The 25,998-nt window shown below is 45.8% G+C and carries 19 protein-coding genes; 9 read left to right on the top strand and 10 right to left on the bottom strand.

Annotation, left to right across the window (positions count from 1 at the left end; translation table 11 throughout):
* Nucleotides 1-78 precede the first annotated feature (78 nt).
* Nucleotides 79-6,009, bottom strand: coding sequence for an AAA family ATPase (locus tag QUB51_RS07800; protein WP_333056089.1), 5,931 nt, complete (start codon nucleotides 6,007-6,009; stop codon nucleotides 79-81).
* A 500-nt stretch (nucleotides 6,010-6,509) separates the two neighbouring features.
* On the opposite strand from QUB51_RS07800, the gene QUB51_RS07795 reads away from it, so the two are divergent.
* The 3 genes from QUB51_RS07795 (at nucleotide 6,510) to QUB51_RS07785 (ending at nucleotide 9,487) form a co-directional block, all read left to right on the top strand.
* A complete protein-coding gene (locus QUB51_RS07795; RefSeq protein WP_333056090.1) occupies nucleotides 6,510-7,256 on the top strand; it encodes a hypothetical protein in 747 nt (248 codons plus the stop codon).
* Nucleotides 7,257-7,340: 84 nt separating this feature from the next.
* On the top strand, nucleotides 7,341-7,532 hold the full coding sequence (locus tag QUB51_RS07790; protein WP_333056091.1) for a hypothetical protein: 192 nt from the start codon (nucleotides 7,341-7,343) through the stop codon (nucleotides 7,530-7,532).
* 251 nt (nucleotides 7,533-7,783) lie between these two features.
* Complete coding sequence (locus tag QUB51_RS07785) at nucleotides 7,784-9,487, top strand: NAD(P)/FAD-dependent oxidoreductase (RefSeq protein WP_333056092.1); 1,704 nt, start codon at nucleotides 7,784-7,786, stop codon at nucleotides 9,485-9,487.
* 572 nt (nucleotides 9,488-10,059) lie between these two features.
* On the opposite strand, the gene QUB51_RS07780 is transcribed toward QUB51_RS07785, so the two are convergent.
* The 4 genes from QUB51_RS07780 to QUB51_RS07765 form a co-directional block, all read right to left on the bottom strand.
* Nucleotides 10,060-10,614: an NYN domain-containing protein gene (locus QUB51_RS07780; protein WP_006635267.1), complete on the bottom strand. Its 555-nt coding sequence runs from the start codon at nucleotides 10,612-10,614 to the stop codon at nucleotides 10,060-10,062.
* Between the two features lie 180 nt (nucleotides 10,615-10,794).
* Nucleotides 10,795-11,655: a glutamate racemase gene (gene murI / locus QUB51_RS07775; protein ID WP_333260508.1), complete on the bottom strand. Its 861-nt coding sequence runs from the start codon at nucleotides 11,653-11,655 to the stop codon at nucleotides 10,795-10,797.
* Between the two features lie 112 nt (nucleotides 11,656-11,767).
* Nucleotides 11,768-13,561, bottom strand: a complete 1,794-nt coding sequence (locus QUB51_RS07770; RefSeq protein ID WP_333056094.1) for an N-acetylmuramoyl-L-alanine amidase — start codon at nucleotides 13,559-13,561, stop codon at nucleotides 11,768-11,770.
* Nucleotides 13,562-14,179: 618 nt separating this feature from the next.
* Entirely contained in the window at nucleotides 14,180-14,509 is a 330-nt protein-coding gene (locus QUB51_RS07765; RefSeq protein ID WP_333056095.1) for a hypothetical protein, read from the bottom strand.
* Nucleotides 14,510-14,558: 49 nt separating this feature from the next.
* Between QUB51_RS07765 and QUB51_RS07760 the strand changes: the two genes are divergently transcribed.
* Nucleotides 14,559-14,762, top strand: coding sequence for a hypothetical protein (locus QUB51_RS07760; RefSeq protein WP_333056096.1), 204 nt, complete (start codon nucleotides 14,559-14,561; stop codon nucleotides 14,760-14,762).
* Between the two features lie 31 nt (nucleotides 14,763-14,793).
* Here QUB51_RS07760 and iscB read toward each other — a convergent pair whose 3' ends face one another.
* Both iscB and QUB51_RS07750 read right to left on the bottom strand, forming a co-directional pair.
* Complete coding sequence (gene iscB / locus QUB51_RS07755; protein ID WP_333056097.1) at nucleotides 14,794-16,071, bottom strand: RNA-guided endonuclease IscB; 1,278 nt, start codon at nucleotides 16,069-16,071, stop codon at nucleotides 14,794-14,796.
* A gap of 255 nt (nucleotides 16,072-16,326) precedes the next feature.
* Entirely contained in the window at nucleotides 16,327-17,349 is a 1,023-nt protein-coding gene (locus QUB51_RS07750; protein ID WP_333260504.1) for an alpha/beta fold hydrolase, read from the bottom strand.
* A gap of 417 nt (nucleotides 17,350-17,766) precedes the next feature.
* Between QUB51_RS07750 and infC the strand changes: the two genes are divergently transcribed.
* The 3 genes from infC to QUB51_RS07735 all read left to right on the top strand — a co-directional run bounded on the left by infC (nucleotide 17,767) and on the right by QUB51_RS07735 (nucleotide 22,056).
* Entirely contained in the window at nucleotides 17,767-18,303 is a 537-nt protein-coding gene (infC, locus tag QUB51_RS07745; RefSeq protein WP_006635262.1) for a translation initiation factor IF-3, read from the top strand.
* A 107-nt stretch (nucleotides 18,304-18,410) separates the two neighbouring features.
* Complete coding sequence (locus tag QUB51_RS07740; protein WP_333209509.1) at nucleotides 18,411-21,458, top strand: HEAT repeat domain-containing protein; 3,048 nt, start codon at nucleotides 18,411-18,413, stop codon at nucleotides 21,456-21,458.
* A 121-nt stretch (nucleotides 21,459-21,579) separates the two neighbouring features.
* A complete protein-coding gene (locus QUB51_RS07735) occupies nucleotides 21,580-22,056 on the top strand; it encodes a Crp/Fnr family transcriptional regulator (protein WP_190660410.1) in 477 nt (158 codons plus the stop codon).
* Between the two features lie 248 nt (nucleotides 22,057-22,304).
* Here QUB51_RS07735 and QUB51_RS07730 read toward each other — a convergent pair whose 3' ends face one another.
* Nucleotides 22,305-22,718 carry a peptide chain release factor 1 gene (locus QUB51_RS07730; protein ID WP_333056101.1) on the bottom strand — a complete coding sequence of 138 codons (414 nt, stop codon included), beginning with the start codon at nucleotides 22,716-22,718 and terminating at the stop codon, nucleotides 22,305-22,307.
* A gap of 165 nt (nucleotides 22,719-22,883) precedes the next feature.
* Here QUB51_RS07730 and QUB51_RS07725 point away from each other — a divergent pair, with 165 nt between their 5' ends.
* Both QUB51_RS07725 and QUB51_RS07720 read left to right on the top strand, forming a co-directional pair.
* Entirely contained in the window at nucleotides 22,884-23,090 is a 207-nt protein-coding gene (locus QUB51_RS07725; protein ID WP_333056102.1) for a hypothetical protein, read from the top strand.
* Between the two features lie 238 nt (nucleotides 23,091-23,328).
* Complete coding sequence (locus tag QUB51_RS07720) at nucleotides 23,329-23,748, top strand: DUF6335 family protein (RefSeq protein ID WP_333056103.1); 420 nt, start codon at nucleotides 23,329-23,331, stop codon at nucleotides 23,746-23,748.
* A gap of 93 nt (nucleotides 23,749-23,841) precedes the next feature.
* Here the strand turns inward: QUB51_RS07720 and QUB51_RS07715 are convergent, their stop codons facing one another.
* Together QUB51_RS07715 and QUB51_RS07710 are read right to left on the bottom strand one after the other, a co-directional pair.
* Nucleotides 23,842-24,522, bottom strand: coding sequence for a response regulator transcription factor (locus tag QUB51_RS07715; RefSeq protein WP_333056104.1), 681 nt, complete (start codon nucleotides 24,520-24,522; stop codon nucleotides 23,842-23,844).
* Nucleotides 24,519-25,973: a HAMP domain-containing sensor histidine kinase gene (locus QUB51_RS07710; RefSeq protein WP_333260501.1), complete on the bottom strand. Its 1,455-nt coding sequence runs from the start codon at nucleotides 25,971-25,973 to the stop codon at nucleotides 24,519-24,521. The genes QUB51_RS07715 and QUB51_RS07710 overlap by 4 nt, the downstream gene beginning before the upstream one ends.
* Nucleotides 25,974-25,998 lie beyond the last annotated feature (25 nt).

Raw genomic sequence — 25,998 nt, 5'->3', positions numbered from 1 at the left:
GCCCAGAAAGGACGGGCTCTTAGGCCCATCCCACAAGAAAAAAGGGAAATTATTTAATTGACGATCCTTACAAAAAGTTCACTGCTTCACGGGAATTTCAATCACAAACTCAGCCCCCTCACCGGGCGCGGAAAAGCACATTAGCTTCCCGCCGTGTTTCTCTACCACAATCTGATAACTTATACTCAACCCTAAACCAGTACCTTTTCCCACAGCTTTTGTAGTAAAGAAAGGGTCAAATATTCGCGATCGTACTTCCTCCGTCATCCCCCGACCATTATCAGCAATATAAATTCTCACCAAGTTTAGGTCGCATACCTCAGTCCGAATCTTAATCCTTCGCTCAAAAATTGGAGATAAAGGATTTTCTAGTTGGGCAGTTGTCTCCGGTCGCCCAACTCCTAACTCCACTGCATCAATTGCATTGCTCAAAATATTCATAAACACCTGATTTAACCCAGAAGCATAACAATTTACGTTCGGCAGTTGACCGTATTCTTTAACTACCTCAACCCCATGTCCGAGTGCATCCTTTTTCAACCTGTGCTGCAAAATTAGCAGAGTCGAATCAATCCCGGAGTGAACATCCACTGGTTTCATCTCGGCTTCATCCAGGCGTGAGAAATTCCGCAGCGACAGCACAATATTGCGAACGCGATCGACCCCAACCTGCATTGATTTTAGAATTTTAGGCAAATCTTCTTGAATAAAAGCCAGGTCAATATCTTCTGTTCTAGCAACAATCTCAGGATTAGCATTCGGGTAAGACTCCTGGTACAGCTCAATCAATCCCAGCAGCTCCGAGCTATAATCGCTAGCATGGAGAACATTGCCATAAATGAAATTAATCGGATTATTAATTTCGTGAGCAACCCCCGCCACCAACTGTCCCAAAGAAGACATTTTTTCAGTTTGAATTAGTTGAGTCTGCGTCGAGCGTAATTGGGACAAAGTAACTTCTAATTGTGTCGCTTTTTCTCTCAATTGCCCCTCAGACAGTCGCAAAGCATCCTCCGCTAACTTGCGATCCGTAATGTCCTGTATCGTCCCAAATAACTTAATCACCTTACCGCCATCAAAAATAGCTTGCGCCTTAAGATAAATATATCTGACAGCTCCATCAGCGCGCAAAATTCTCATCTCATAATCGCAAGGATTTCCTAATAGACTAATCTGCTCTACTGCCTCTAACCACAACTTTAGGTCATCTGGATGAATTTGCTTCCTCTGTTCTAAAATAGTCGGTTCTGGTAGTTTAGGGTCAAGGCCAAAAATTCGGAATACTTCCTCCGACCAAGTTAATTTATCCCCCTCCAAATCAAATTCCCAGTTGCCTAGGTGCGCCAGTTTTTGAGCTTCTTGCAGCTTAGCTTCTTTAGTCTTTAATTCCTGCGTGCGCTCTTCCACTCTCACCTCCAGCGTCCGGGAATAATCCTCCAACTGTTCCTTAGCCTCCGACAAATTAGCAACAAGTACCGCATTTTCTAGAGAGATGGCAGCTTGGGAAGAAAGTATTTTCAAAACTTCCAACCTAGTTGGAGAAAACGCTTCAGTAGCTAAATTATTTTCCAGATAAAGGAGACCTACGAGTTTGCTTTGATTCAGAATAGGAGTACAAAGCGCAGATTTCACTTGCTGCCTTTTAATATAGGGATCGTCTGTAAATAGACCTTCTCTAGCAGCCTGACTTAAAACTACATCTAAGTGCGTTTTTTCAACATAATTAATCACGGTTATTGGCAAAACATCTGCAGGAGATACTCTAGGGCATTGTTCAACTGCAACATCGGAAGACTCCACCGATGCCGCTGCTTGAATCAGCAATTTGCCTGCCTTGGGCATCAACAGAAAACCTTTTTGTGCCCCAGCATTCTCGATCGCCATTTTCATTAATTTTTCTAACAACTTGTCTAACACAATTTCACTAGCTAGTGCTTGAGATGCTTTAACAACAGTTGTCAAATCCAATAAACTGCTGTGACTGCTGCTCGTGCTATAATTAGTGCTAGTAATAGTTCGATCTCCGCTGGCTCTTCCTGCCGATACAGGGGGTAAAGAAATCGGATATTCTGACTCCAAATGTTTGACCTTGGCGGTTGCTCCCCAATGAATATAGCCGTAGTAAGCATCTATTAGATAACTCTGAGCCACTTTGTTTCGACCGCGAGCCAGATAAAATTCTGCCGCGCGTTCGTTGGCTAGCGCTTCTTCGTGGATGTATTCATTTTCCGAAGCTCCTTTCACTGCTCGATCGTAATACAGAGCAGCTTTTTCATATTGTCCCAATACTCGCGCTTTCTCTGCCTCTACCAAGTCATATTTATGCTGATAATTCCTCGGAGATTTCACAGCCCAATGCTTCATTTTTTTCTGAAGCGAAGCAACTTTTTTTAAGTATTTTTTCTGTTCAAATTTTGAAGCTGTGGGATACAAAGCTAAGAGTGCTAGGGAATAGTAAAAATTGTGGAGGGGAACATACATCATGCCCATCACAGCCTCAGAATAATTTGATGCCATAATGGCATTTTCAGCAGATATTGCATAATCTTTAAATAGGTAATTTAGCCATAACTTAGACAAATGTACTAGAAATATTACCAGATTATTTTGACCATCTCTTAATCTTGGTAGCATAGTTTCTTCATTAAAATTGTCGCCAGTCAATAGGCAAGGATTGGCTGTTTTACCTTGTAAGTTTAAGACAACTTGTGATCCAACTCTGGCTTGATAAATCATAAATTCATTCTTATAATTCACCAACATTTGAATATAGTGACTCTGCTTAGTCTCCACCGACTCCAGAGGTTCCCCACTCAAAAATATATAATTGCTGTAAAAACTAGCACAATAACAAGCATTGTTGACATCTCCCGTTTCCAGTCCACTCTGAATACCCTCAAGTAAACCGCTAAGACTTTCCGTGACGTGTTCAGACCAGTGACGGATAAAACCATTAAAAATTAGTGAAATTTGAGAGTTGTACAAGTTGGTGTGGAATCGTTCTAAAAGTGCCTGAGCCATTTGACCGTATCGGTATCCAGAATCCATATCGCCTAACACCCCACACTGGAGCGAAGCATAGTTTGAATACCCAACACTAGATAGTGGCGTATTCCCGTACTTAAGAGAAAGAGTAACAATTTTAAAAGCGATCAGTGGGAACATATCGGGTAATGCTATAAAAGCAGCCGGAACCATATTCGTTAAAATCCGTATAGCCGCAATTTTATTAGGGTCAGTCATTGGTGGCAGTTGTAATAAATCCTCAATCTGCTTATTTCTTAAAGCTAGTTTTGTGCGAAATAGCTCCATTAAAATATTGAGTCTTTGTGGATTTTTAGGTATGTACACTCCCAGCATTTTCAAAGCTTCTAGAGCTATATCTATCGAAGCTTGGGCTTGATTTTGATTGAAGTGAAAAATAACTTTTAGCTCATAAACGGGGAGTTTGTCTAGCAATTTTTTGGCGCGGGACATAATAACATTTGATAGGTAAAATGAGCGCTCAAAATCGGTATTTATATAGGAAGCTTCCAGTGCTTCGGAATGGATTTCCATGATTAAATCGTAGTGACTCTGCCAAACCCCATCGGGTAGAAGTTCTAGACCTGCATTAAAATATTTTAGCGCTGCTTGATAGGCGGCACAAGCCTTAGCTTTCTTACCTGCTATGAGATTCAATTTAGCTAGTTCAATTCGCTGTTCCTGATTTGTGATGAATTCCACCCCGATATTGAGTTGGTTGACAATATCAAAGATATTTTCTGCTATCTCCGATGCCGTAGGGGCGGTGCCCCCGTGCCGGCCGTGCAATAGCATGAAGCCGATTTTTAAGTGAGTTTGTTTTTTCTCGGAGTCAGGGATGAGAGAATAGGCGGCTTGCTGTACGCGATCGTGCAAAAACCTGTAATCAATTGAGCGTTGCATAATTGCGGGATGATTTTGATTGTTTTGTGGGATGGGCGTCCCGCCCCTTCGGTGTGTTTTCACGATTTCCTCATCAAACATCGGAATTTTGTAAGCATCGCTCATTGGCAGAATTAAACCAGCTTGAAGTGCATCCCATAAATCTGCCGCCGTTTCCGAGCCTGATTTTTCCCGAACAATTGCCAAATTTTCTAAATTAAAATGGTTGCCCATACAAGCAGCTAATTTTAATACTTGCTGCGTCTCCCCCGGCAGTTGTTGCAGATTCCGAGCAACTAATTCAACGACACTGTAATCTGCAATACCAGCGACTTCAATTTCCGTGATGTCCCACTGCCATGCACCAATAGTGAAATCAAAAACTAATAGTTGTTCAGAGTGAATAGTTGAAATAAGTTGAGTCAGAAAAAATGGATTTCCGCCAGTTTTATTAAAAATTAACTCCGTCAAAGACTTTAAGTTTTCAGTTTGATTACCCAAAGTATCGCATACTAGCTCATTGACGCTGCTCAAATCTAAACATGGGAGGATAATTTGATGCACTGCAGCACCAGTCTGTTGAATATTTTCGACAGTTTGAACTAACGGATGAGTCGAATTCACTTCGTTATCTCGATAGGCTCCTATCAGTAAAAAATATCGGCTATCCAGGTCAGTAACTAATTCCTGAATCAATTTTAAGGAAGCTAAATCTGCCCACTGCAAATCATCCAAAAATAGAACTAATGGATGTTCGGATCGGGCAAACATATTCATGAATTCTTTGAACAATCGATTAAAGCGATTTTGAGATTCTGTCGGCCCCAATTTGGGAACAGAAGGCTGCGAACCAATGATTATTTCGACTGAAGGAACAACATCAATAATAATTGCACCGTTATTACCCAGCCGTGACAAAAGCTTTTCTTTCCAAATTACCAAATCTTCTGAGCTTTTTGTGAATAACTGCTGCATCAATGACTCAAACGCTTGAGTTATTGCAGCATAAGGAATATCCCGCTTAAATTGGTCAAATTTCCCAGCAATAAAATAACCCCGCTGCCTGACAATTGGTTTGTGGATTTCACTGACAACTGATGTTTTACCGATGCCTGAGTAACCGCTTACCAACACCATCTCTGTATTCCCAAAGCTGACTCGCTCGAATGATGCCATCAAATCAGCGACTTCTTGTGTGCGACCGTAGAGTTTTTGGGGAATCAAAAATTGACCAGATTTGTCAAGTGTCCCTGGAATGAAATTTTCAATTTTGCCAGTAGTTTGTAGCTGAGTTAGACAATTTTCCAGGTCTGCTTTTACTCCAAAGGCACTTTGATATCTGTCTTCGGCATTTTTAGCTAGTAGTTTCATGACAAGGGATGAAATTATCTGCGGGACTTGATTGTTTAGTTGATGGGGAGGAACTGGCGTCACCGCAATGTGGCTGTGAATTAATTCTAAGGGGTCGGTTGAATTAAAAGGCAACTCTCCTGTTAGCATTTCATAAAAGGTGATGCCTAGAGAGTACAAGTCAGTCCGGTAGTCGAGGTCTCGGTTCATCCGACCAGTTTGCTCTGGGGATATATAGCCTAGAGTGCCTTCTAGCACCATAGTATTGCTATTTTGGTGGACTTCTCTCGATAGGCGCGTCGCCATGCTAAAGTCGGTAATTTTTACTTGTTTGAAATCTGGTGTTATGATAATATTTGAGGGTTTTATATCTTTATGAATAATCTGATTTTGATGCACTTCTCCGAGAGTTTGAGCCACTTGAATAGCTAGTGGCAAAAATTTCTGAAGTTTAATGCTTTTACCCGCTTGATGGTGCTTGAGAGATTGACCGCCACAATCTTCTAAGATCAGAGCGAAACTGTTGTTATATTTTTCTAAGCTATGGGGTTTGACAATCCCTTCGAGTTTGAGATTCGAGCTAATTTTGTATTCATGTCTCAAACGGGTAATTTCTTCTATTGTAGGGTACTCGGTATTGAGTGTTTTAATAATGACTGACGCTCGATCAGATTCCCTGACAGCGCGATAAATGATGGACTTCACACCAAGTTGAACAACTTCTGTGATTTTGTAACCGGGAAGTGTATTCATGGCTTTTATTCTGTGACGAAATTTTTAGTAAACATTGCGCTTGATATCGATCGAATCTCTGGCGAACTATACCTAAGTATTTTTTGTAAATTTGGTAACTGGGGATACCTTACAACCTAAGTAATTACTCAGGGATTTTTTAGATAGCGAGATGCCTAAACTTTGAAAGTGTCTGGACGGGCGGACAGCCAAACATCTGGTTTGAACTCCGACTTAATCATGTACGGTCTGACACCTCACCCAGTTAATTGCCATATTGTAACAAATTCTGTGATGCCGATCGCACACATGACAGACAAATTTTTATATACTCAAGGTTTTGCTCAACGTTTGAGTCCGCTAACCAACAACGAAGGGGACGCCCGGAGGACGAAAACGCAGGTTTAGGCGATCGAGAACATAATTAAACGTGATGTCAAACACAACAATTATTGATTTAAATCACATTTGCGTCGTGATTAAGTTACTAGCCTATAGATTCATTAATCAGGTGCATCACAATGGAAGAAGTCCTAGAATTGATTGAAAAGAAGAAGCAAGAATTTGCTAAAGCAGAGCTATTTGAGTTTATGCGAGACAAAAGCATAGACCCAAGACAACGCCTAGCTTTCGCTCCCTGCATTGCTCACTTTGCAATGAGTTTTGGTGAATTGAACCAGTCTATTTTCCGAGAAGAACCAACCAACGATCCTCTTCAGGCAATGATCAACAATCATACTTACGAAGACGATCATCACTGGTTGTGGTTTTTGGCCGACATGGAAACACTGGGTATTAATAACAAATCCTTGAAGTTCAGCGATGCTTTGAATTTTGTCTGGAGCGAACAACTAAAAGCTTCACGGTTGGTAACATATCAAATTTTTCGATACGCTTTTGGAGCCAGTCCAATCACTAAGCTAGCAATCCTGGAAGTGGTAGAAGCATCGGGTAACGTGTTCTTGTCAGCGACAGCATCAATTGCCGAAGAACTCCAATCAATTACTAAAAAGGAGCTTATCTATTTTGGCTATTTTCATTTGGATGTGGAAACAGGTCATACTACAGGGACGCCGGATGTTGAGCAATCGATCAAAAACATACCACTGACTATTGAGAGCCGTCAAGAGATTTTTGAGATAGTTGAAAATTTGTTTGAAATTTTCACGAAACAGATCGATCAACTTCTGGTTTATGCAAAAACCCATAGTTTTGACCAACCTTTTACCGAACCCCGCGAGATTTTGCAACCTTTAAAAGCTGCGTAGCTTACGAGATGTAAACTTTGGTACTTTTAGAACCAGATCGATCTTAGAATTAGACAAAGTCTATTACTTACAAGGAGACCTATCATGTCACAACTTAACAGCACTTCTTCTACGATAATGAATGAACTAGAACCGAATTTGATCCACACTTGGACTGAGAATCTGGATATTGCTCACACTTGGACTGAGAATCTGGATATTGCTCACACTTGGACTGAGAATTTGGAGATTTCTCACACTTCTCCCATAGCTGAAGATGAGAAAGTAGTGGGATAAAATCTGTTGGAAACTGAAAGGTTGCACTAATGTTAATTGGGGCTTTTTCGTGGGTGGGGGCGGGTTTACTTAACCTGTTTGTACCATTTAACGCGGTTGGTGAACCCGCCCCTACAAGTTCTTGGGAATGGTGGAACATCTCAAATAAAACCTGTTGAAAATAACTATTTAGCCTCGCTCATTTGGAGGCTGAATAGTTAGAAATTTTTCTCGTAAATACCCAAATTCAGCATCTACTATCTCTCTGTGATATGAGCCATTACGACGTTGTAATTGTGGGCGGCGGCCCCGCTGGGAGCACTGCTGGCACTCTGATCAAGAAATACAATCCCAATCTGAGCGTGCTAATCCTAGAGAAAGAAAAATTCCCTCGCGATCACGTTGGGGAAAGTCAATTGCCTCAAATTAGTGATGTGCTTCAAGAAATGGGATGTTGGGACAAAGTAGAAGCAGCCGACTTCCCAATTAAAATCGGTGCTACCTATCGCTGGGGAACAGATCCAAATCCTTGGGATTTTAATTTTATCAAGCCTGAACAGTTTAAAGATGAACAGCGTCCTGCTAAATTTGAGGGACAGAGACGGCAAACTGCTTTCCAAGTCGATCGAGCAAAATATGACGAAATTTTGCTGCGTCACGCGGAAGAAATGGGATGTTTAGTAAGAGAAGAAACCCCCGTTGTTAAAGTAGATACAGAGGGCGATCGCATTACCACCCTGCACCTGCGGCAAGAACAAATAACTGCCCGCTACTACATCGACGCCTCCGGCCACATCGGCGTGCTGCGGCGAGTTTTAGGAATTGAAACACACTGCCCGACGCGGTTGCAAAATATCGCTATCTGGGACTACTGGACAAACGCTGAATGGGCCGATAAAATTGGCGTTGGTGGCACCCGCGTACAGGTAATGAGTTTGAGTCACGGGTGGATTTGGTTTATTCCCTTGGGCCCCACTCGCACCAGTATCGGCTTTATTTGCCCTGCGGAACATTACAAGCAGATGAAACAGCGGCCAGAGGAGATATATTCTCAAGCACTCAACAGCGAACCCCGCATCAGCAAGTTAATCGCTAATGCTACCAGTACCGGAAAGATTGAAACTACAAAAGATTGGTCATTTTTGGCTGATAGAACAGTAGGAGAAAACTGGTTTTTGGTCGGAGAAGCTGCTGGTTTTGCCGATCCAATTTTAGCTGCTGGCATGACTTTAGCTCACACAGGTGCCCGTGAAGTCGCTTACACAATTTTGGAACTAGAGCAGCAGAAGCACGAGGCTAACTGGCTGAAAACTCAATACGATCACAATCAGCGCAGCCGAGTTAAAAAGCACATTCGGTTCGCGGATTACTGGTACGCTGCTAACGGTCAGTTCACTGATTTACAAGAGCATTCTAGGGAAATCGCGCGGGATTCTGGGTTGAATTTAAGCCCGGAAAAAGCTTTTCAGTGGTTGGCTCAAGGCGGATTCACGAATGATATTTTGGGTCAAGCTGTGATTGCTGGATTTGATTTGGGTTCTATGAAACAGGTGATGCAACGCTTCTCGCAGCAGGAGGTTCCGTGGCTACTTTCGGCATACAATGTGTTTCAGTTAGATTTATTGGATGCGGAAGTCGAGTTTGTAGCTGTTTATGATGCTGGTCAAATTAGCAAGATCAAGTGTTATGTGAAGAACGGTCAGCGCTTGCCTGTTACAGGTTTATATGGTTTGCTGATTGACATTTTGGGCCGCACTCAGTACATTGAACAAATTTATCGGCAGTTGGTACTGCTGTTTAAGGAACGTTTTTCTGTGCAACACGCACGAGTAGCTCTTCATCAAGCCCTTGGTTGTTTGGAGGTGATGGTGAGTTCTGGTATTGTCAAGGCGATATTAAACCCGGAGTTGTCTAAGTTGAATATTTCCATACCTATGGAAGGTGAGTTAATTCACACTCACAGGGATGTGAATTAAGGCGCTACCAGAAAGCTTGACCCCAAACCATCTCAAGTCTTAAAAACAAAAAGTCTGAAGCTGGAAAATTCCAACTTCAGACTTTTACTAACTCCCCGGGTAGGATTTGAACCTACGACCAATCGGTTACACTTATCCCAACGTTTCCGAAGGGGGCGGACTATTTCATCATCCCTACAAATCATGTTTGTGATTTGTCGTCGGATGTCGGGCGCTATGAGATTTATTGGTTAGGCTCCTCATCTCTAGTCTCTGCACCTTTCCGGCTACTTGCGATCGTAACCGCTGCCTTTCGCCAGACTTGGCTCAAGATTGCCGCCACCCGAAGTGCTGCGGTTTCCTTGAATTCACCCGATTTTTCAGTATCCGTTACCGGATAGAGCTGCTATGTCACTAGGGCTTTTGGTTGATACCAAAGGCTTGCATTCATTACAGCCGACCGCTCTGCCACTGAGCTACCGAGGATTGGGGGTTTTTGTTACCCACATTTACTAACAATAGCTGAACTTCCTCGATTTGGCAAGGCCTTTGAGAAACTTTTTTTTTGTCAGACAGGGAGCGGGTTTCAGCAGCTAATGCAGCCCCATTCTCAACTTGGCGAGGCGCTGCTGGGATTCTGGATCGAGGGAACTGGCGAGAAAGCGACTGGAATTTTGTTTGCGGGATTTGTGTCGGCGCTCGCTGCGGCGGGCGGTGGATTCTACGTCAGCCGCTAGTTGTTCGGCGGACATCCATTCGGCACCGTAGCCGACTACGGTCAATTGCTGCGCTCGGTCTGAGGTGGCGACAATCATGCGGCCTTTGCCTTTGACCGATCGCAACTCGTAGCGCAAACTAGCACAAGATTTTTCAATATAAGTATCTGCTGTCTGACCGAAGTCAGTGTAGTGCACTGATAAATTTTTAGTAATAATTTCTTTAACGCCGGGAGTATCTCGATAGTGGGCGTCAAACACCAGCCTGGCCTCAAAATCTTGAACGGCGCTGTAGTTAACTAAAACCTCAATCAACTCGCGGCGAGCTGTTTCGAGTTCGTCGCGATCGCGCTTCTCTCGGAGTCGAGGCCAAAGTCCAATTATGTTATAGCCGTCTACAAGTAAAACTGCTTGTGATACATAGGGTGACATGGTTCAAGGCTGAAGAGCTCCAGCACGTATAGGACATTATTTGCATTGTTCATCAAAGCTTTTGTTCAATAATATTACCTATTGATGTGTAATTGCTAGGTTACATCGCAATAATTAAACCCCCCAGAGCCAGCTTTACCTGAGTTTTGGGGGGTTAGATTCATCTATAAATTTTCCGGATTATTCGGCAGATTCCAGTGGGACGGGCGATGGCTTACGCCCCGCTTCGCTACGTACAACTGTCGGCAGGGATATTTTCTCAACAGCAGGAGTACAACCGAGCCACTGCACCGACAACTGGGCAAACTGCTGCGGGGGGCCGCTCACGCAAAAACGAGTCGGCAGCGCAGTACCAGCATTCCGCAGCCCCAAAAGCTCCAATTCTCTGGCTGCTGCAGCCACCACCCGTACCGCAGGATCGATCGAAGTCACCCCAGCAGGCAAAAGCGATCGCAGCACCGGAGCCAACAGCGGATAATGAGTGCAGCCGTAAATCAGCGTATCGATGCGCTGCTGAATCAAAGGAGCCAAATATTCCCTAGCCACCTCACAAGTATAAGGATCGTGAATCCGGTTTTGCTCCACCAGCGGCACAAAAGCCGGACAGCTAACCTGCCACACCAGGCAAGAATCGTCCATCTCCAAAATCGCATTTCGATAAGCATTGCTAGCAGCAGTAGCAGGAGTTGCGATGACTCCGATCCGCTTGCCTTGCTGCACCGCAGCCTGCGCCCCCGGCAGAATTACTCCCAGCACCGGGATATCAAACTCAGCCTGCACCATCTCCATCGCCAAAGCAGAACTGGTGTTGCAGGCCATAATGACCATTTTCACATCCTGTTCCACCAACCAGGCCATAATTTCGCGGACAAACTCCACAATTTCTGACGGCGTGCGAGTGCCGTAAGGCAGCCTCGCCGTATCTCCAAAATAAAGTATCGATTCGTTGGGCAATTGTTGGTACAACTGGGTCAAAACAGTCAAACCGCCCACGCCGCTGTCAAAAATACCGATTCTTTGTTGTCCAGAGTCTGTTGTCATTTGTCAATAGTTAGTTGTCAGTTGGCAGTTGGCAGTTGTTAGTTGGCAGTTGGCAGTTGGCATTAGTCAACAGTTAACCGTCAACCGTCAACCGTCAACCGTCAACAGCCCATTATCTTTGTTGAAGATAAAGCAAAATGCCGCGAGCGATCGAAGCCGCCATTTGACTGCGGTAAGCTGGGTCAGAAAGCCTAGCAGCATCTTCAGCACCCGTCACAAAACCTACCTCCAGCAAAACAGAAGGCATAGAAGTCTTCCTCAAAACATAAAATCGCGCCTGCCGCACTCGGCGGTCATTCGCCCCCGTCCCCTCCAAAATACTGGCGTGAATCACCCTGGCCAAATCTTGGCCGTTATTGAAATAATAAGTCTCAATCCCATTGATATCCGGCCGACTCATATTAATCGCATTAGCGTGAATGCTGACAAACAAAGTAGCATTCACCCGTTCCGCCAAAGAAACTCTGGGATCCAGGTCGATTTCCCTGTCGTCAGTCCGAGTCATCACCGCCTGCACCCCTTGCTGTTCCAGCAGCCTCGCCACCTGAAGCGAGATATCCAAAACAATCTCCTTTTCCAGAATGCCCTGAATCCCGACTGCCCCCGGATCGCGGCCACCGTGACCGGGATCGATTACTATTACGGCGCGGCGGTTAGAAGCTTGGGGCAAATCATCGGTTCCGAAAGTCCTTCTCGGCAAAGGCTGCAAATTGGGAGTGCGAGTCAAAGGCTGCGCGCTAGCATTCGACGATCGCAACTGCAAAGACAGCAACTGCGGACTCGGCCTCGTCACCCTGCCTACCTCTACCCCCGATCGCGGCTGCACCCAAATCACCACAGTCTCCGCATCTTCTTGGCTGGCACTAAACGATACAGGACTGTTGGCATCGAGCTGAGGAATTTCCCCCGCCAGGGAACTAGAGGCGATCCTGATCCAGTAAGCTCTCGACCCCTGAGCCCACCCGCTGCTATAGGAGACTTGGCGGTCAGTTCTCACCACCAGTTGGGTGCCGTTACTGGCTAAATCAATTGACTGAACTCTCGCTAAATTTCCTTGAGCTTGTCTAGCCGGAGGGTCTACAGTCAGGCGGCGGGGAACCGAGGGCTGTCGTACTACACTTCCAGGCAATAGCACAACCCCGCCCAAATTGCTCACAGACGCCCGCCACTGAGTATTAGGACTCTTCATCCGCAAAGTCACGCGGGTAACGGGCGGGTCTGTTGGCAGTTGCCGGACTTCAATCTTGTCAACCCCGTGCTGACCGTTCGTTTGAGGCTGTTGGCTGCTTAGGGCCGGAGCTAAAGTAGCTCCTTCAATATCGAGGGTAGCGATGTCCCCAGCGCGACTTTGTTCAAAATTAATTTGGGGGCGACGGCCCTGGGTGCGGACTAAAAAACCGTCCGCCGTCACCTGAACGTTTTGAACTACAGTCGCCTGGGCTGACTCGGCTTGGGATGCTGAAGGTTCAACCGATAACCTTTCTCCCCCTGGCTCTGAAATCGGATTTTGAGTTTCTGCCCGCACCGGCGTTGGCAAATCCACTGTCCATTCGCTCGAAGAAATACCCCGGAATTTTACTTGCTGAGGGTCTATGGTAAACCCGTCTCTGATCTCGACGACAATTCTGGTCGTATCGTTGTCAAACTGCCCTACCCGCACCGATTCGATCGCTCCTGAGAGCGGTCTGCTGACCGAGGGACGACCCAGACTCGTTCCCGGCAAGTCGATTACCAACCGCATCGGGTTGAAGATCAGTTGAGCCTTGGGTTGTACTCCCCCGTCTGTTGTAATGTAAAGCCGGTTCTCTGAAGCATCAAACCGCCAAGATTGCAGTCTAGCTGCTTCGGCGGCTCCGGCGAGCAAAAATACACTTAAGAAACTCGGTAGTAGCCAGTGGAATTTCACGACAGTTTTTTCCTCGTTTGCGTTACTGCCAAAAGCTGGAAGGGCGCTGCTTGCCCTCAGAGGCTTTCAGCAGTTAGCCGCCAGCAGACCGGGGGCACGGGGGCCGTCAGTTGTTGGCTAAATTGACTTTTTTATGCGTTAACAGGCTCCAAAATGCCAGATACCGGCATTTTTGAACTTTCCCGTATACTTGGGGGCGATCGGTTATAAGCAGACTGAAAGATTGTGGACACAAGGGAAGGTATTTATTTTTAGGAGCAAGAGACAAGGTGTTTCTTGAAGTTAGAAGGTACAAGTTAGAAGGTAGAATTTTACCTTTCTTCCAGGGAGGGGTTTCATAGCTCTTTAATGTTGGCGAATATCGTTACGGCTAGGGTTATAATCCGCTTTACACTTGCGTTTTGTTCTAACTTTTCCTAAACTACCTCAATAACTTAACAACTTACCTCGACAACAATCCGGATTTCCAAGATTTAGGTAACTTTTCAATACCGGCAAATGTTAGTCCCAGACAAACTAACATTTTTTTTGGAAAAAGCTTTTTTGCTAACTTTTTTGCTAACACATTGACAGTTAAATACAACTACATATCGCCCCTACTCTTTTTTTTCTGATTTTTTAAATCAGGGATTTTCGGTGCTGCTTGAAACTTAGTGGGGCGATCGCGATCGCGCCCGCCAATTTAACACTATGATAGCTAGTCCATGTTTTCAGCAGTAACGGGAGAGTTTTGTGTGTTACTTGGGCCGGCAATGCTTTGTACTTTAGACTCTTTTTGAGTGTTCGATCGACAGCCAGAGCATTGGTTGGTTGACCTGAGAAAAAGTTTTGACCGTAGATATAGTAGTTATCGCAGTTGTAAAGTTTGTTGGACAGCAAAGACAATCGATCGGCTTCTGGGTAAAACCTGTGATTTGGTTTAATGACTTGCCTTTCGACTAACTGCATAACTTGGATCTGTACTACCAGTTAGAGAAGATACACTATCTTGGTGATTGTGTCAATCTCTGAGCTTCTCAAAGAAGCAACCATCAATAACAGTAGATACATGACATCACAGAAAGACGGAGACTTACTTTGCTCCATGAGTCGTCCACCTAAAATGCGACAAGGGGGCGGACGCTATAACCGAGGCGGATATATCGAGCTCCGCGAGTACCGCCAACGGATTAGCGTCTGGGAAATTGTCGCCAATAAATAAGTTGCCCGACAGGGCATCCTTGTTTTTAGGACTAATATTCATAGCCATCAGCCTTATGAATAGTTGTCAGATGTTTTGGATGCACGTCAAAACATTTGTCTCTTGCGGTTAGCTTAAAACTTGGTCTAAACCGAATTGCAATTCTGCCTGTGTAGCTTCCTGCATATTTTCCAGTGAGGACGTTAGCTTTCACCAAGTCCCCAGTTTGAAAACCCATGAATAACTTTTGCGCCGGTGCATGACGAATGGGGAACCCAAATCTGTCGGTTCCGCAGCGCTGTCTTCTTCCGTGTCCCTTAGCCTTAATTAGCAAAGGTTTCACGCTATTTAGCAGTAGTCTTTCGGGAGTTGATTCCCCGACACAAGCTGCATCAGTCCAATGCTGTTTTTCTATTCCCCTGGTTTGGCGGTTGAATTTTGTTCGTCCCCCTGAACCCAATTCCACGGGCAGTCCGGTTAACTGTAGTCTTCTGTATAGCTCCCAACGAGTAGCATTGACGGCTGCTGCATCCAGTAGAGGTGTCTTGGCTTGGGCTAGTATCCGCTGAAGGATTTCAAGTTTTTTCTTGAGAAATTCTTCAACGGGTTTACTTCCCTTGGCTTGGTTGCAGGAATGGCAACTAAGACACAGATTGCTGACCCGATTACTTCCTCCCTTAGACTTGGCGAGAATATGCTCAACCTCGAAAGGAACATTTGTCGCACCGCAATAAGCGCACTTCCTATTCCATTTTTGCAGTAAATATTCCTTAATTTCAAAACCGAATAATTCGCCCCTTTGATATTCGATTCCAGAAATTTCAGGATTCTGGAACTGTTGTAAATCGAAACGCACCAATTCTTGAGAAATGGCGGTAACGGGACAGACCTTTCTGATTCGCCTAACCCAGGTTTCAATATTGGCAACACGGCTATCAAGAGATGGTGGCAACCATCCTGTTTTACGGGTTCTGTTTAAAAAACGGGGTTGGCGGTAACGGGTCTTTCTGTTGCGACGCCATCTTCTGAGCGAGCTGCGAGATTCGAGAGCCTCTTTAATTTGTTGCCCTCGGTGAGCAATTTCTAATGCGTTCGTGACGCGACCAGTTTGCTCTTGAACCACGGCAATACCCGTAGTTTTGCTACCTGGGTCAATTTTGATTCGGTGACAGTGAGTTACCGAATCTTCGAGAATCCTATCCTGTAAAACAATGGTAAACGGATAGCGTTTAAAAACCTTAGCCCTCCCTTTTTTCAATAGTTCTCTTGCCCGTGCCCGGTGGCATGGGTCAAGAGGTTTCAAGTTTTTATCTAGGACAAATGTACGCATTACTGCATCACTCAATTTCTTGGTTAAGTTTGCCTCGACGATGTTAAGACTCGGTACTATCTGAGCAACACTGGCTTTCCCTTAATCACCTGTTTAATTGCTCGGTTGTAGAGCTTGAAACTGGCACGCATTTCAAGGTACGAAGTTTAACGCTTGGTCTTAACGCCTGCTAGTCAAGAACTAGCCGTCTGGTCAACAGGCTTTTTCAAGCCCACACCAGACCCTTCGGGTTGGTGTGCGGTAGTTGACGTCTAATCAACAGTGCTGCAATTCGCTCTCGCCCATAGGTGCAAAATTCCGGCTCATCCAGTTCAAAATGGCTTGATTTACTTGTTCCGGGCATTCATCCTGGGGACAGTGGCCCGCATTGTCTAATTCAACTAGCTCTAAATAATTGGGGTTGCATTCGACAAATTGGTGGGGTCGGGCGAACCGAGGGGGAATCATCCGGTCTTGTTTGCCCCAAATTAACAGCATGGGGATTGTTAAATTTCGCATCACAATCTTGACACTGGGGCAAAATTGTGTACTCCCTACAGCTTTAAATAAAGCGCAGAAGGCGCGGGCTGCTCCCCGATCGCCCGCTGGCCCTGCTAGAATTTCAACTAATTCGTCGGTGACAGCTTCGGGGTTGGAGTAGGCAAAGCCAACCCAGCGGCGGACAAAGGAAGGCTTGCGGGCCAAATAAAACAGAGGCCTGAGTACGATCGGAGAAACAAACAAACTTTCAACCGTTTCGATCGCCGGAAGCAGCCATCCAGGCACCGCCTCGGCTCGCACAGAGGGGTCTGGGAGGCTAATCATCACCGTGCCGGCCACCATGTCCGGGTGAGCCGCCGCTACGGCCAGACAAATTAGTGAGCCGATCGAGTTTCCTGCCAATATTACTGGCTCTCTGATAAAAGTTAGCCAAAAATCATAAACTTGATCGACCCACAAAGAGACAGAGTAGTCGATCGGAGCTTTTTGGGAAGCGCCAAACCCTAACAAATCCAAGGCGTAAACCGTTTGGTTTTCGGCGAGTTGGGCGAGATTTTGTCGCCAGTGTCCGATCGAAGCTCCAAACCCGTGCAGTAAAATAATCGGCGTTCCCGATGCGCGCGGGGCCATTGGTTTGGCCCCAGAATCTTGAAATTCCAGCGCGCCTTGATTTCGTACCCTATCGGGCCGCAAATAAGTGTAGCGAGTTTGCCAGCCCCGCCACATCCAGTCTCGTTGAGTTCCCACCCGTTGGTGCCACAGCAGAGAATTTGTCAATTTTGCCTCAGCTCGCAACATAAATTTACACTTGGTTATACCTATTCTACAAGGCAAATCAGGCGACTTGGGGGAGTTGCCAGACCGGGGGAGATGGGCTAGCAAAAGCGGTTGTACCTCATCCTTCAACTTTTACCCTGAATTTTTGACGGTTTTGTCATCGATCGGGCCTGGGAGCGGGCGATCGTGTGTGAAGTTAAAATAAAACTAGGCAGAAACTCAGCCAGACTGAGTAGAATAGCAAGTATTGTAAGAATTCATTTACGATCGTCCAAATATTCCCCAAGGCTTTAGCGGAGGGGGCACAGGGCGCGGTAGTACGTCCGGTAAGGGTAACACCTTATAAAACAGTTCGATCGTCAATCGTGAAAAATTGACCGCTCAAACCTGTAACTATCAAGAAGCTTCGCTATTAAACTACTGCTTGTAAAACCATTCATGCCTGTGATTGAAAGAAGACAAAATCGCAACCTACCCCAGATCAACGAAAATATTCGATACCCCAAAATCCGGGTAATCGATACCGACGGCGCGCAACTAGGGATATTGACACCTGCAGAAGCGCTGCGCCTCGCCGAAGAAAAAGAACTCGATCTCGTACTTGTCAGCGACAAAGCTGACCCGCCCGTATGCCGGGTAATGGACTATGGGAAGTACAAATTCGAGCAGGAAAAGAAAGCGCGAGAAGCAAAGCGGAAGCAGCACACTGCCGATGTTAAAGAAGTGAAGATGCGCTACAAAATTGAAGAACACGACTACCAAGTGCGCCTCAAACTAGCAGACCGCTTTATCAAATCTGGGGACAAAGTAAAAGCCACGATCATGTTCAGAGGTCGGGAAATCCAACACAGCAACCTAGCAGAGGACTTGCTTAAGCGCATGGCCACAGATTTGCAGGAAATCGCAGAAGTGCAGCAAGCCCCCAAAAAAGAAGGACGCAGTATGATGATGCTGCTGTCGCCAAAGAAAGTATAAATAGATAGTCATTAGTGAGCAGTCATCAGTCATAAACTGGTGACTGATAGCTGATGACTTCGGAAGTTAGTCAGGAATAAGCTACCACACAGGGAAATCAACGCTGCATGGAAAATTTTCAAATCAGCGGTTCGGCGGGAGTAAGACAAGGAGTGCTGCGATCGCTCAACCTGCGATCGGAAGAAGTAGAGCGAACCGTACTGATGTTCCTCGTCTACACTCTAACCTCCGTCGGGCTGATCTGGCTGGAACTCAGCACAGTAGGTCTTTTTCTAGATGAATTTGGTGCAGACAAAATGCCCTGGATTTATATAGCCAGCGCGTTTATAGGTTCTGGCTTGGGATTTGTCTACTCGTGGCTGCAAAAAATCCTGCCGCTAAGGCGCACCGTAGTGGTTGTTCTGGCAATGATGTCGATACCGCTATTTTTATTTCGATTCGGGATCGGCTACGAAAATACTAAGATAGCTGGCGTCAGCATCGCTTTTATTACTATTTTTTTGATGTGGCTGTGGGTAGAAGCTTGCTATGTCCTCAACGACCTTAATACTTCTATCACTTCCAACCAACTGTTTAATATTAGAGAAATCAAGCGCACCTATCCGCTAGTCAGTAGCGGCTATCTAGTAGCTGGAGTAGTCAGCGGATTTTCTCTGCCTGTTTTGCTGTACGTAGTCGGACTCAAAAACGTTACCCTCATATCGGGGTTGATGGTGGCGATCGGCTCGGTGTTGCTGTACTACCTCACGGAAAAATACAGCCAAGCATTCCCGGAAACGGCTCACTGGACGGATGATGATGATGAAGACGACGACCAAGAAGAATTTACCGCCCGCAAAGTTACAGGCCCACTTCAAAAATACGCCGTACCTCTAGTCAGTTTTTTCATCCTCGCAGAAGTCGTCTACGTGCTGGTAGATTTCCAATTCTACAGCCAGCTAGAATACCAAAACCCGGGGGACGGAGCTAGCTGGATCGCTAGCTTCCTGGGCATTTATGAAGGCATACAAGGCCTGTTTCAAGTGGCGACTCAATGGTTCGCTTCGAGCCGGTTGGTGGAAAGAATCGGTGTATTCGTGACGGCGATGATTTTGCCGGCGGGTATCGCTATACTCGGGGTGCTGACCCTAGGAGCATCGCTCGGCCAGCTAGTATCTGTGTTCATCGGGCTAATATTGCTGAGATTTTTAGACGAACTGCTGCACTACACCCTGTTGGAAACCGTTAGCCCGGTTTTATTTCAACCGATTCCCGACAATATTCGATCGGGCATTCAAACTCTGGTCAACGGTGTGGGCGAACCTTTGTCCTGCGGAGCTACAGGAGTAGGCATCCTGATTATGCTGTGGGTGACAGGCAAGATACTCCCCCAGCAAGACGAAAATGTATTTCACGACCAGCAAAGCTTGATATTTATTGGCGTGATCGTCATATTGGCACTGTTGTGGGTGTTTGTCGTATGGTTGATCCGCTCTCAATACGTGGGTTTGTTGGTCAAAAGTGCGGAGCGGGGGCGCTTGGGCGTCACAGACGTTGACCTCAAAGCTCTCAAGCGCGCAGTGGTGGAAACTCTACAAAAGCCGGGGGGCGAAGATGAAAAGCGCTCTTGCATAGAACTCCTGACGCAAATTGACCCCAAAAATGTCGGAGAAGTTCTGGCTCCCCTCCTCGATTCGCTGTCCCCTGGTTTGCAGCGCCAGAGCTTGGAAACGATGCTGCAACACCCGAACCCCGCCTATTTAGAATCAGTCCGCGCACTCTCGCAGCAATCCTTGCCGCCGGAGGTTCTGGCCTTGGCTTTGCGCTACATCTGGCTGACGGAAGCTGAACCGAATATTGAGAGCTTGCGGCCTTACTTGCAGCCGACGGTCGATCCGGTGGTGCGGGGGACTGCTGCTGCTTTAATTATGAGAAGGGGCGATCGCCTGCAAAAGGCAGAGGCTACTAATACGCTGCGCCAAATGCTGACGCACAAACAAGAGCGGGAACGTGTTATGGGGACGCGGGCTCTGGGAGAAGCTGATTATTTGCAAGGACTGCGGCTGCATATCCCCAATCTGTTGCAAGATGAATCTCTGCGAGTGCGCTGCGCTCTGTTAGACGTGATTTCGTCTACTCATTCGGAAGAATATTATCCTTCGCTGTTGCGCGGACTTGGTTACAAATCGACTAGGGAAGCGGCTTTGCAGGCTATAGTCAAACTTCACAACGATGCCATTCCTTTGCTCGTTTATTTGGCTGAGGATATCCACAAGTCGGATTTGGTCAGGTTGCAAGCTTGGACGGCTCTGGGTCAAATTGGGACAAATGAGGCGATCGACATTTTGGTGAGCAATTTGATGACGGCTTGGGGAACGACGAGGCGCAATATCCTCCGCATCCTGTTGAAAATGCCTTCGGAAGCGGGGATAGAAGGGGTTCTAGACCGCATCGGCCGTAGCGGCTTGGAAACTCTTATCGAACAGGAGTTAATGTTTATCGGTCAAATTTATGCAGCTCTAGTAGATTTTTCTGGGGTAACAACCTACGGCAATTTCTCGGATCGGGAAGCCAACAGCACCGGAGCACCTGGGAACGATACGGCTCAATTGTTGCAGCGGGCTCTGGCGGGATTGGAAGCTGATGCTAGGGAGCGGTGTTTTTTGCTGATGAAGTTTCTTTATCCGCTGGACACGGTACAAGCCGCTGCTTTCAACATCGCTTCTGGCCAACCTTCTTTGGTTGCGAGGGGATTGGAAATTCTCGATAATACTGTGGATATAGCTAGGAAGCGATCGCTCATCAATTTGTTAGACCAACACTCGGAAAGAGAAAAATTGAGCAACCTCTCGGAATTGATGGTTTACAAACCTCTAGCGCCTAGCGATCGTTTGCGCCGCTTGCTAGAATTGCGCCACTTCCTTTCCGATTGGGCCTTGGCCTGCTGCTTTCACTTGGCGAGACAAGCGCGCTGGAGTCTTACGGCTCAACAAACTCTTGTCTGTCTGCAGCACCCGACGGGTTTTGTCCGCGAAGCAGTGTTAGCCTATTTGAAAATAGCCTCGCCGCGGGCTTTGGTCGAATTGTTGCCCAGGCTGCAAAATGACCCCGATAATTTGGTATCCGCTCAAGTTGAAGAAATGATGGCAGAGTTGGGTGCTGGGGGGAAAAGGTAAAGAAGGAAGAAGGAAGAGGGATGAGGGAACAAAAAGAAACTATGCCCAATGCCCAATGCCCAATGCCCAATGCCTCTTCCTCTTCCTTTGTTTAAGTTTAAATTAATCATTGCATCTCATTATGTTAACAAGCGTCGAACGCCTATTGTTTGTGAGGGAGGTTCCGATTTTTAAGGAACTGCGGGATGATTTTCTCGTGCGTCTAGCATCGGTAATGGATGAACTTTCATTTCCTTCTAAGCACAGGATTTTTACGGAAGGACAAGAAGGTCGATCTCTCTATATTTTGGTATCGGGAACGGTGCGGGTGCATATAGGCGATCGGGATTTGGCACAGTTGAAAGCGGGGGCTTGTTTCGGGGAAATGTCGCTGTTTGATGCAGAACCTCGATCAGCTTCTATTTCTACTCTCGAACAATCCGAGTGTTTGATGCTGACTCAAATGCAGCTATACGATGCGATTGATGAAACGCCGGGAATTGCGGTGAATATTATTCGCTTGCTGTCGCGCCGGATTCGGGAGTTGAATCAAAAGTTGAATGCTAAAGAAGCGATGATGCCTCCTACAGAGACTGTGAGAGTTCCTGAAATGCGATGAAATTGGGGAATTGAGAATTGTGTTTTTAGTCGATCGGTAATTCTGCACAATTTATCTTCTGTAAGGTGCCAATAGCGCACAATTTTTCTGGCTAGTGTCCGCTATTTGCACCTCATACTATATTTACAAAAAAAATGTAACTATAGACAACCCCCAAACCCGAATATTCATCAGTCATAGCCAATCTAAAATCTAAAAACTAAAATCTAAAAACTAAAATCTAAAAACTAAAATCTAAAATGGCATGACTATCGCCAATAAGGTCGGCCCTTCCAAAAAACTCCCACCGTAACTCCGATGAGTGCAGCTTCCGATAAACTTGCTAATAAAGGAGGGATGGGTAGGAATGACTTTAACACCAAACCCAAGAGCACGCAGAAAACTAAAACCCACAAACTAATTCGGTTGAGCAAAAATTGTTGTTGCCAATACTCTAAAAAGTACACTGCTAAAGCTCCCATTCCCAGTGCAGCAACGAAAGGTATCAATGTCCCGAGGGAGGAGCCGTAAAGAAGCGTCACGACGTTGCGGATTGGCCGCGATTGCGTGAAACCCCAGGCTAAAAATAGCTCCACTCCAATCACGATTGAGTTGACGAGGGCGGAAATTTGCAGCATTTCTCGCCAAGGTAAAAGTTTTAAGCGCCGCAGAAAATTGTTCACGATCGGCAGATTAGGTAGGTTGCTTTGATTTTATAACAGTTTTGCCCTGGCGATCGACCTTTGATGACAATTTGTGAAGTAAAATAAAGATATAGAGCAGTCTCTTGACAAATTCACCCAGAGTACCTGCCTATTAATTGTTGGAACCGCGAAAGGAAAAAAGTTATGGTGGAGAACACTGTCGATTGTGCTGTAGCTTGCGTCAATGGCTGCATTCTGGGCGACAAGTGCCCGAAGCGGGAATACGCAGAAGCAACGTCCAACTTTATTGAAAATACTTCTCTGGATAAAATGCTAGAAATAGCAGAGGAAGCGGTGAGAAGGAAACGGACGGAACCCCCCAAATGGGTAATTCCTGATTTTCCCGAATAGAATTAACATCCCCATTAAAAAGCGATCGCCCTTATCAAACGGGCGATCGCTTTTTGTATTCCCAATGAAATAGCTGCTCAGAATCAATATATTTCCTGGGATAGAAGCTAAAAGCTTAAATAGCAATTACAATGTCATTTAATGATAGCCATTGGCAATTACTAAAAATAATTCAGCTCAAGCGAAATTCGGACATTTTTAATTTAATTGAGTTCAAAAACAAACAGGAGCAAGTCTCGTGGCACAGCAAAAGGAACGCAACGCAAAAACAACAAGAGATGGTGATAATTTGGGCGAATTGCCTCAAGAAATTACCGAATCTTACGGTACAGGCGTCATCGATCAACCGGGAGTGAGCCAAGACGACATAACAACTCTGCAGGACAGCAGTTCGGAATACTCTTCCACTTCCCAAATCGGCGGCGAGGACGGCGATCCGGCTGCGGAACAAGAAAGTGCCACGGGCGAGCAATCTGTGGGCGGAACCGCGCCTACTCCAGACCTGGATATGGTTGATGAACTCGGAGCCGCTGCGGGCATAGAGATGCCGGATGGGGCTATTTTGCACACAACAGATATGCTGGAACATCGAGATGAAAGCCGGTGGGAATTAGACCCGAGTTCTGCGGAAGATTATCAGGAACGACCGGATTTCTAGGTCGATTTTTTACAAAAAAATAGATAGTATAATAGGAGCGGGTTCACCAGTATCCATACTTCATATCCGAAGTATTTGTAAATCCGCCCCTCCTCACTTTTGCTCTCGCAACACATATCCAACTCCCCGAACCGTATGCAGCAGGCGTTTTGAGTTACTTGCTTCTAATTTAATCCGTAACGCACGGATATACACTTCAATAATGTTTGACTCTCCCATAAAATCGTAACCCCAAACTTTTTCTAAAATTCGGTCACGGGTAATGACTTGACGGGAATTTTGCAGCATAAATTCTAACAAATCAAACTCTTTGGCAGTGAGTTCAATTAGTTGACTGCCTCGATAAACTTCACGGGTTAAACCGTTCAATATTAGGTCTTCAAATTGTAAATTATCCGGGTCATTTGCTTGAGATCGGCGCAGACGTGCTTTAACTCTCGCGAGGAGTTCTTCCATACTGAAAGGCTTAGTAACATAATCATCGGCTCCAGCATTTAATCCCGTCACGCGATCGGGTACTTCATCTTTTGCTGTCAGCATAATTATTGGTACTTGAACACCAGTCGATCGCAACCTTAAACAGATGTCTAATCCAGAGATGCCGGGAAGCATCCAATCTAAAATTAATAAATCCGCTTGAGCATCACGAGCGATCGTTAATCCATCCAATCCGTTTGGGGCGACAGTGACGTGATATCCTTCAAGACTAAGTTCAGATTCGATGAACTTTGCCAGTTTAGGGTCATCTTCAACAAGGAGTATGCGATCGCTCATAGCTGCGGATTCCAGACAGGTAAGGTGATAGTAAAAATACTACCTTCTCCCGGTTTAGATCGGAGCGTAATACGTCCTTCCATGCCTTCGATCAGGCTTTTGGCGATCGCCAATCCCAGCCCTGTACCGTCTCTAGAGCGCGTCATTGACTCATCCACCCGGTAAAATCGCTCAAAAATCCGGTTTTGATGGGGGAGAGAAATACCAATTCCGCGATCGCCCACATGAATCATCACCTGCTGTTCCCTCTTTTCTAATACTAACTCAACTGGTTGTTCGGGAGCAGAATACTTGATTGCATTATCGACTAAGTTAATTAACACCTGTTGTAAACGATCCTGATCCGCACAGGCTACAACATCCTCATCATTTGACACGAAAATAATTTTTCGATTGCTAACTTTTTGACTCATCTGGGCAACCTCAGCCACCAGAGTATTCAGCATCACCGGATTCAAACGAAAGTGCAAGTTGCCACTATCAGCCCTTGCCAAATCCAGCAAATCTTCTAACATCCGAATCGTGCGTTCAGTTTCCCCAACGGCTGTTTCCAGTGCTTGTTGCTGATAGTCACTTAAGTTAGTGCTGCGTCGCAGCAAACTTTGTAAATAACCAACTACAACCGTCAGAGGAGTGCGTAATTCGTGGGAAACATTACCGACAAATTGGCGTTGTTGCTCCCAGGAACCAGATAAGCGAAACAACATCTCATTAAAGGTTTGTGCTAGTCCTAAAATCTCATCAGGAGCCTGATGCAGTTGGAGTTTTGCCGCCTGCAAATTATCAGCAGACAAAGTGCTAGCTACCTGACTCATATGTTCCAAAGGATGGAGAGCATGACGAATGCGACTGGCGATGGCCAACATTAACACTAAGATTACCACAACACTGACAACAATTAGACTGCGAATCCCATCATTTAATTGACGTTGCTCATCAGTGATATCTTGAGAGAAATATACCGTACCCAGTAACTCATTTTTAATCCTCAGAGTTCTGCTACAGATCACCAAGTAGCGATCGCCTACCTGAACAAAAGTCGGCTCAGCAGGTACTTCCGTCAACGAGATCATCTTTGTAATCTTAGAAGATTGCAGATCCATATCAGGTGAATTCACCAAAAGCATCCCATCATTTCGCTTCACCCACACCATGATTCCTCCTGTGGAAGCTTTATGCACGCTTCGGGTTAAGCCAATTTCTAGTGAACCCATTTCACTATAAAGCTCAACCTGTTCTGGAAAGCGTATTCCAATGTATTCCAGGGTTTTTTTATGGGCACCGACTAGATTTTGCGACCTTTGCCAGCCGGCCCAAAATGCCACACTGCTAAGTCCTAAAATCGAGAGTACCAGCAATTCCAGCGTCAGGCGAAACTGAAGCGAAGAGGTGGAAATTCGCTTGCCCGTGAGATGGTTGATAGCGGCTCTAACTTGGCTAATTAGCTTCATTATATCGTCAGGTAGCGAGGAGACT

It is taken from the genome of Microcoleus sp. AT8-A3 (assembly GCF_036705675.1).
Classification (GTDB): Bacteria; Cyanobacteriota; Cyanobacteriia; order Cyanobacteriales; family Microcoleaceae; genus Microcoleus.
This window is presented reverse-complemented; position numbering and strand designations above follow the sequence as displayed.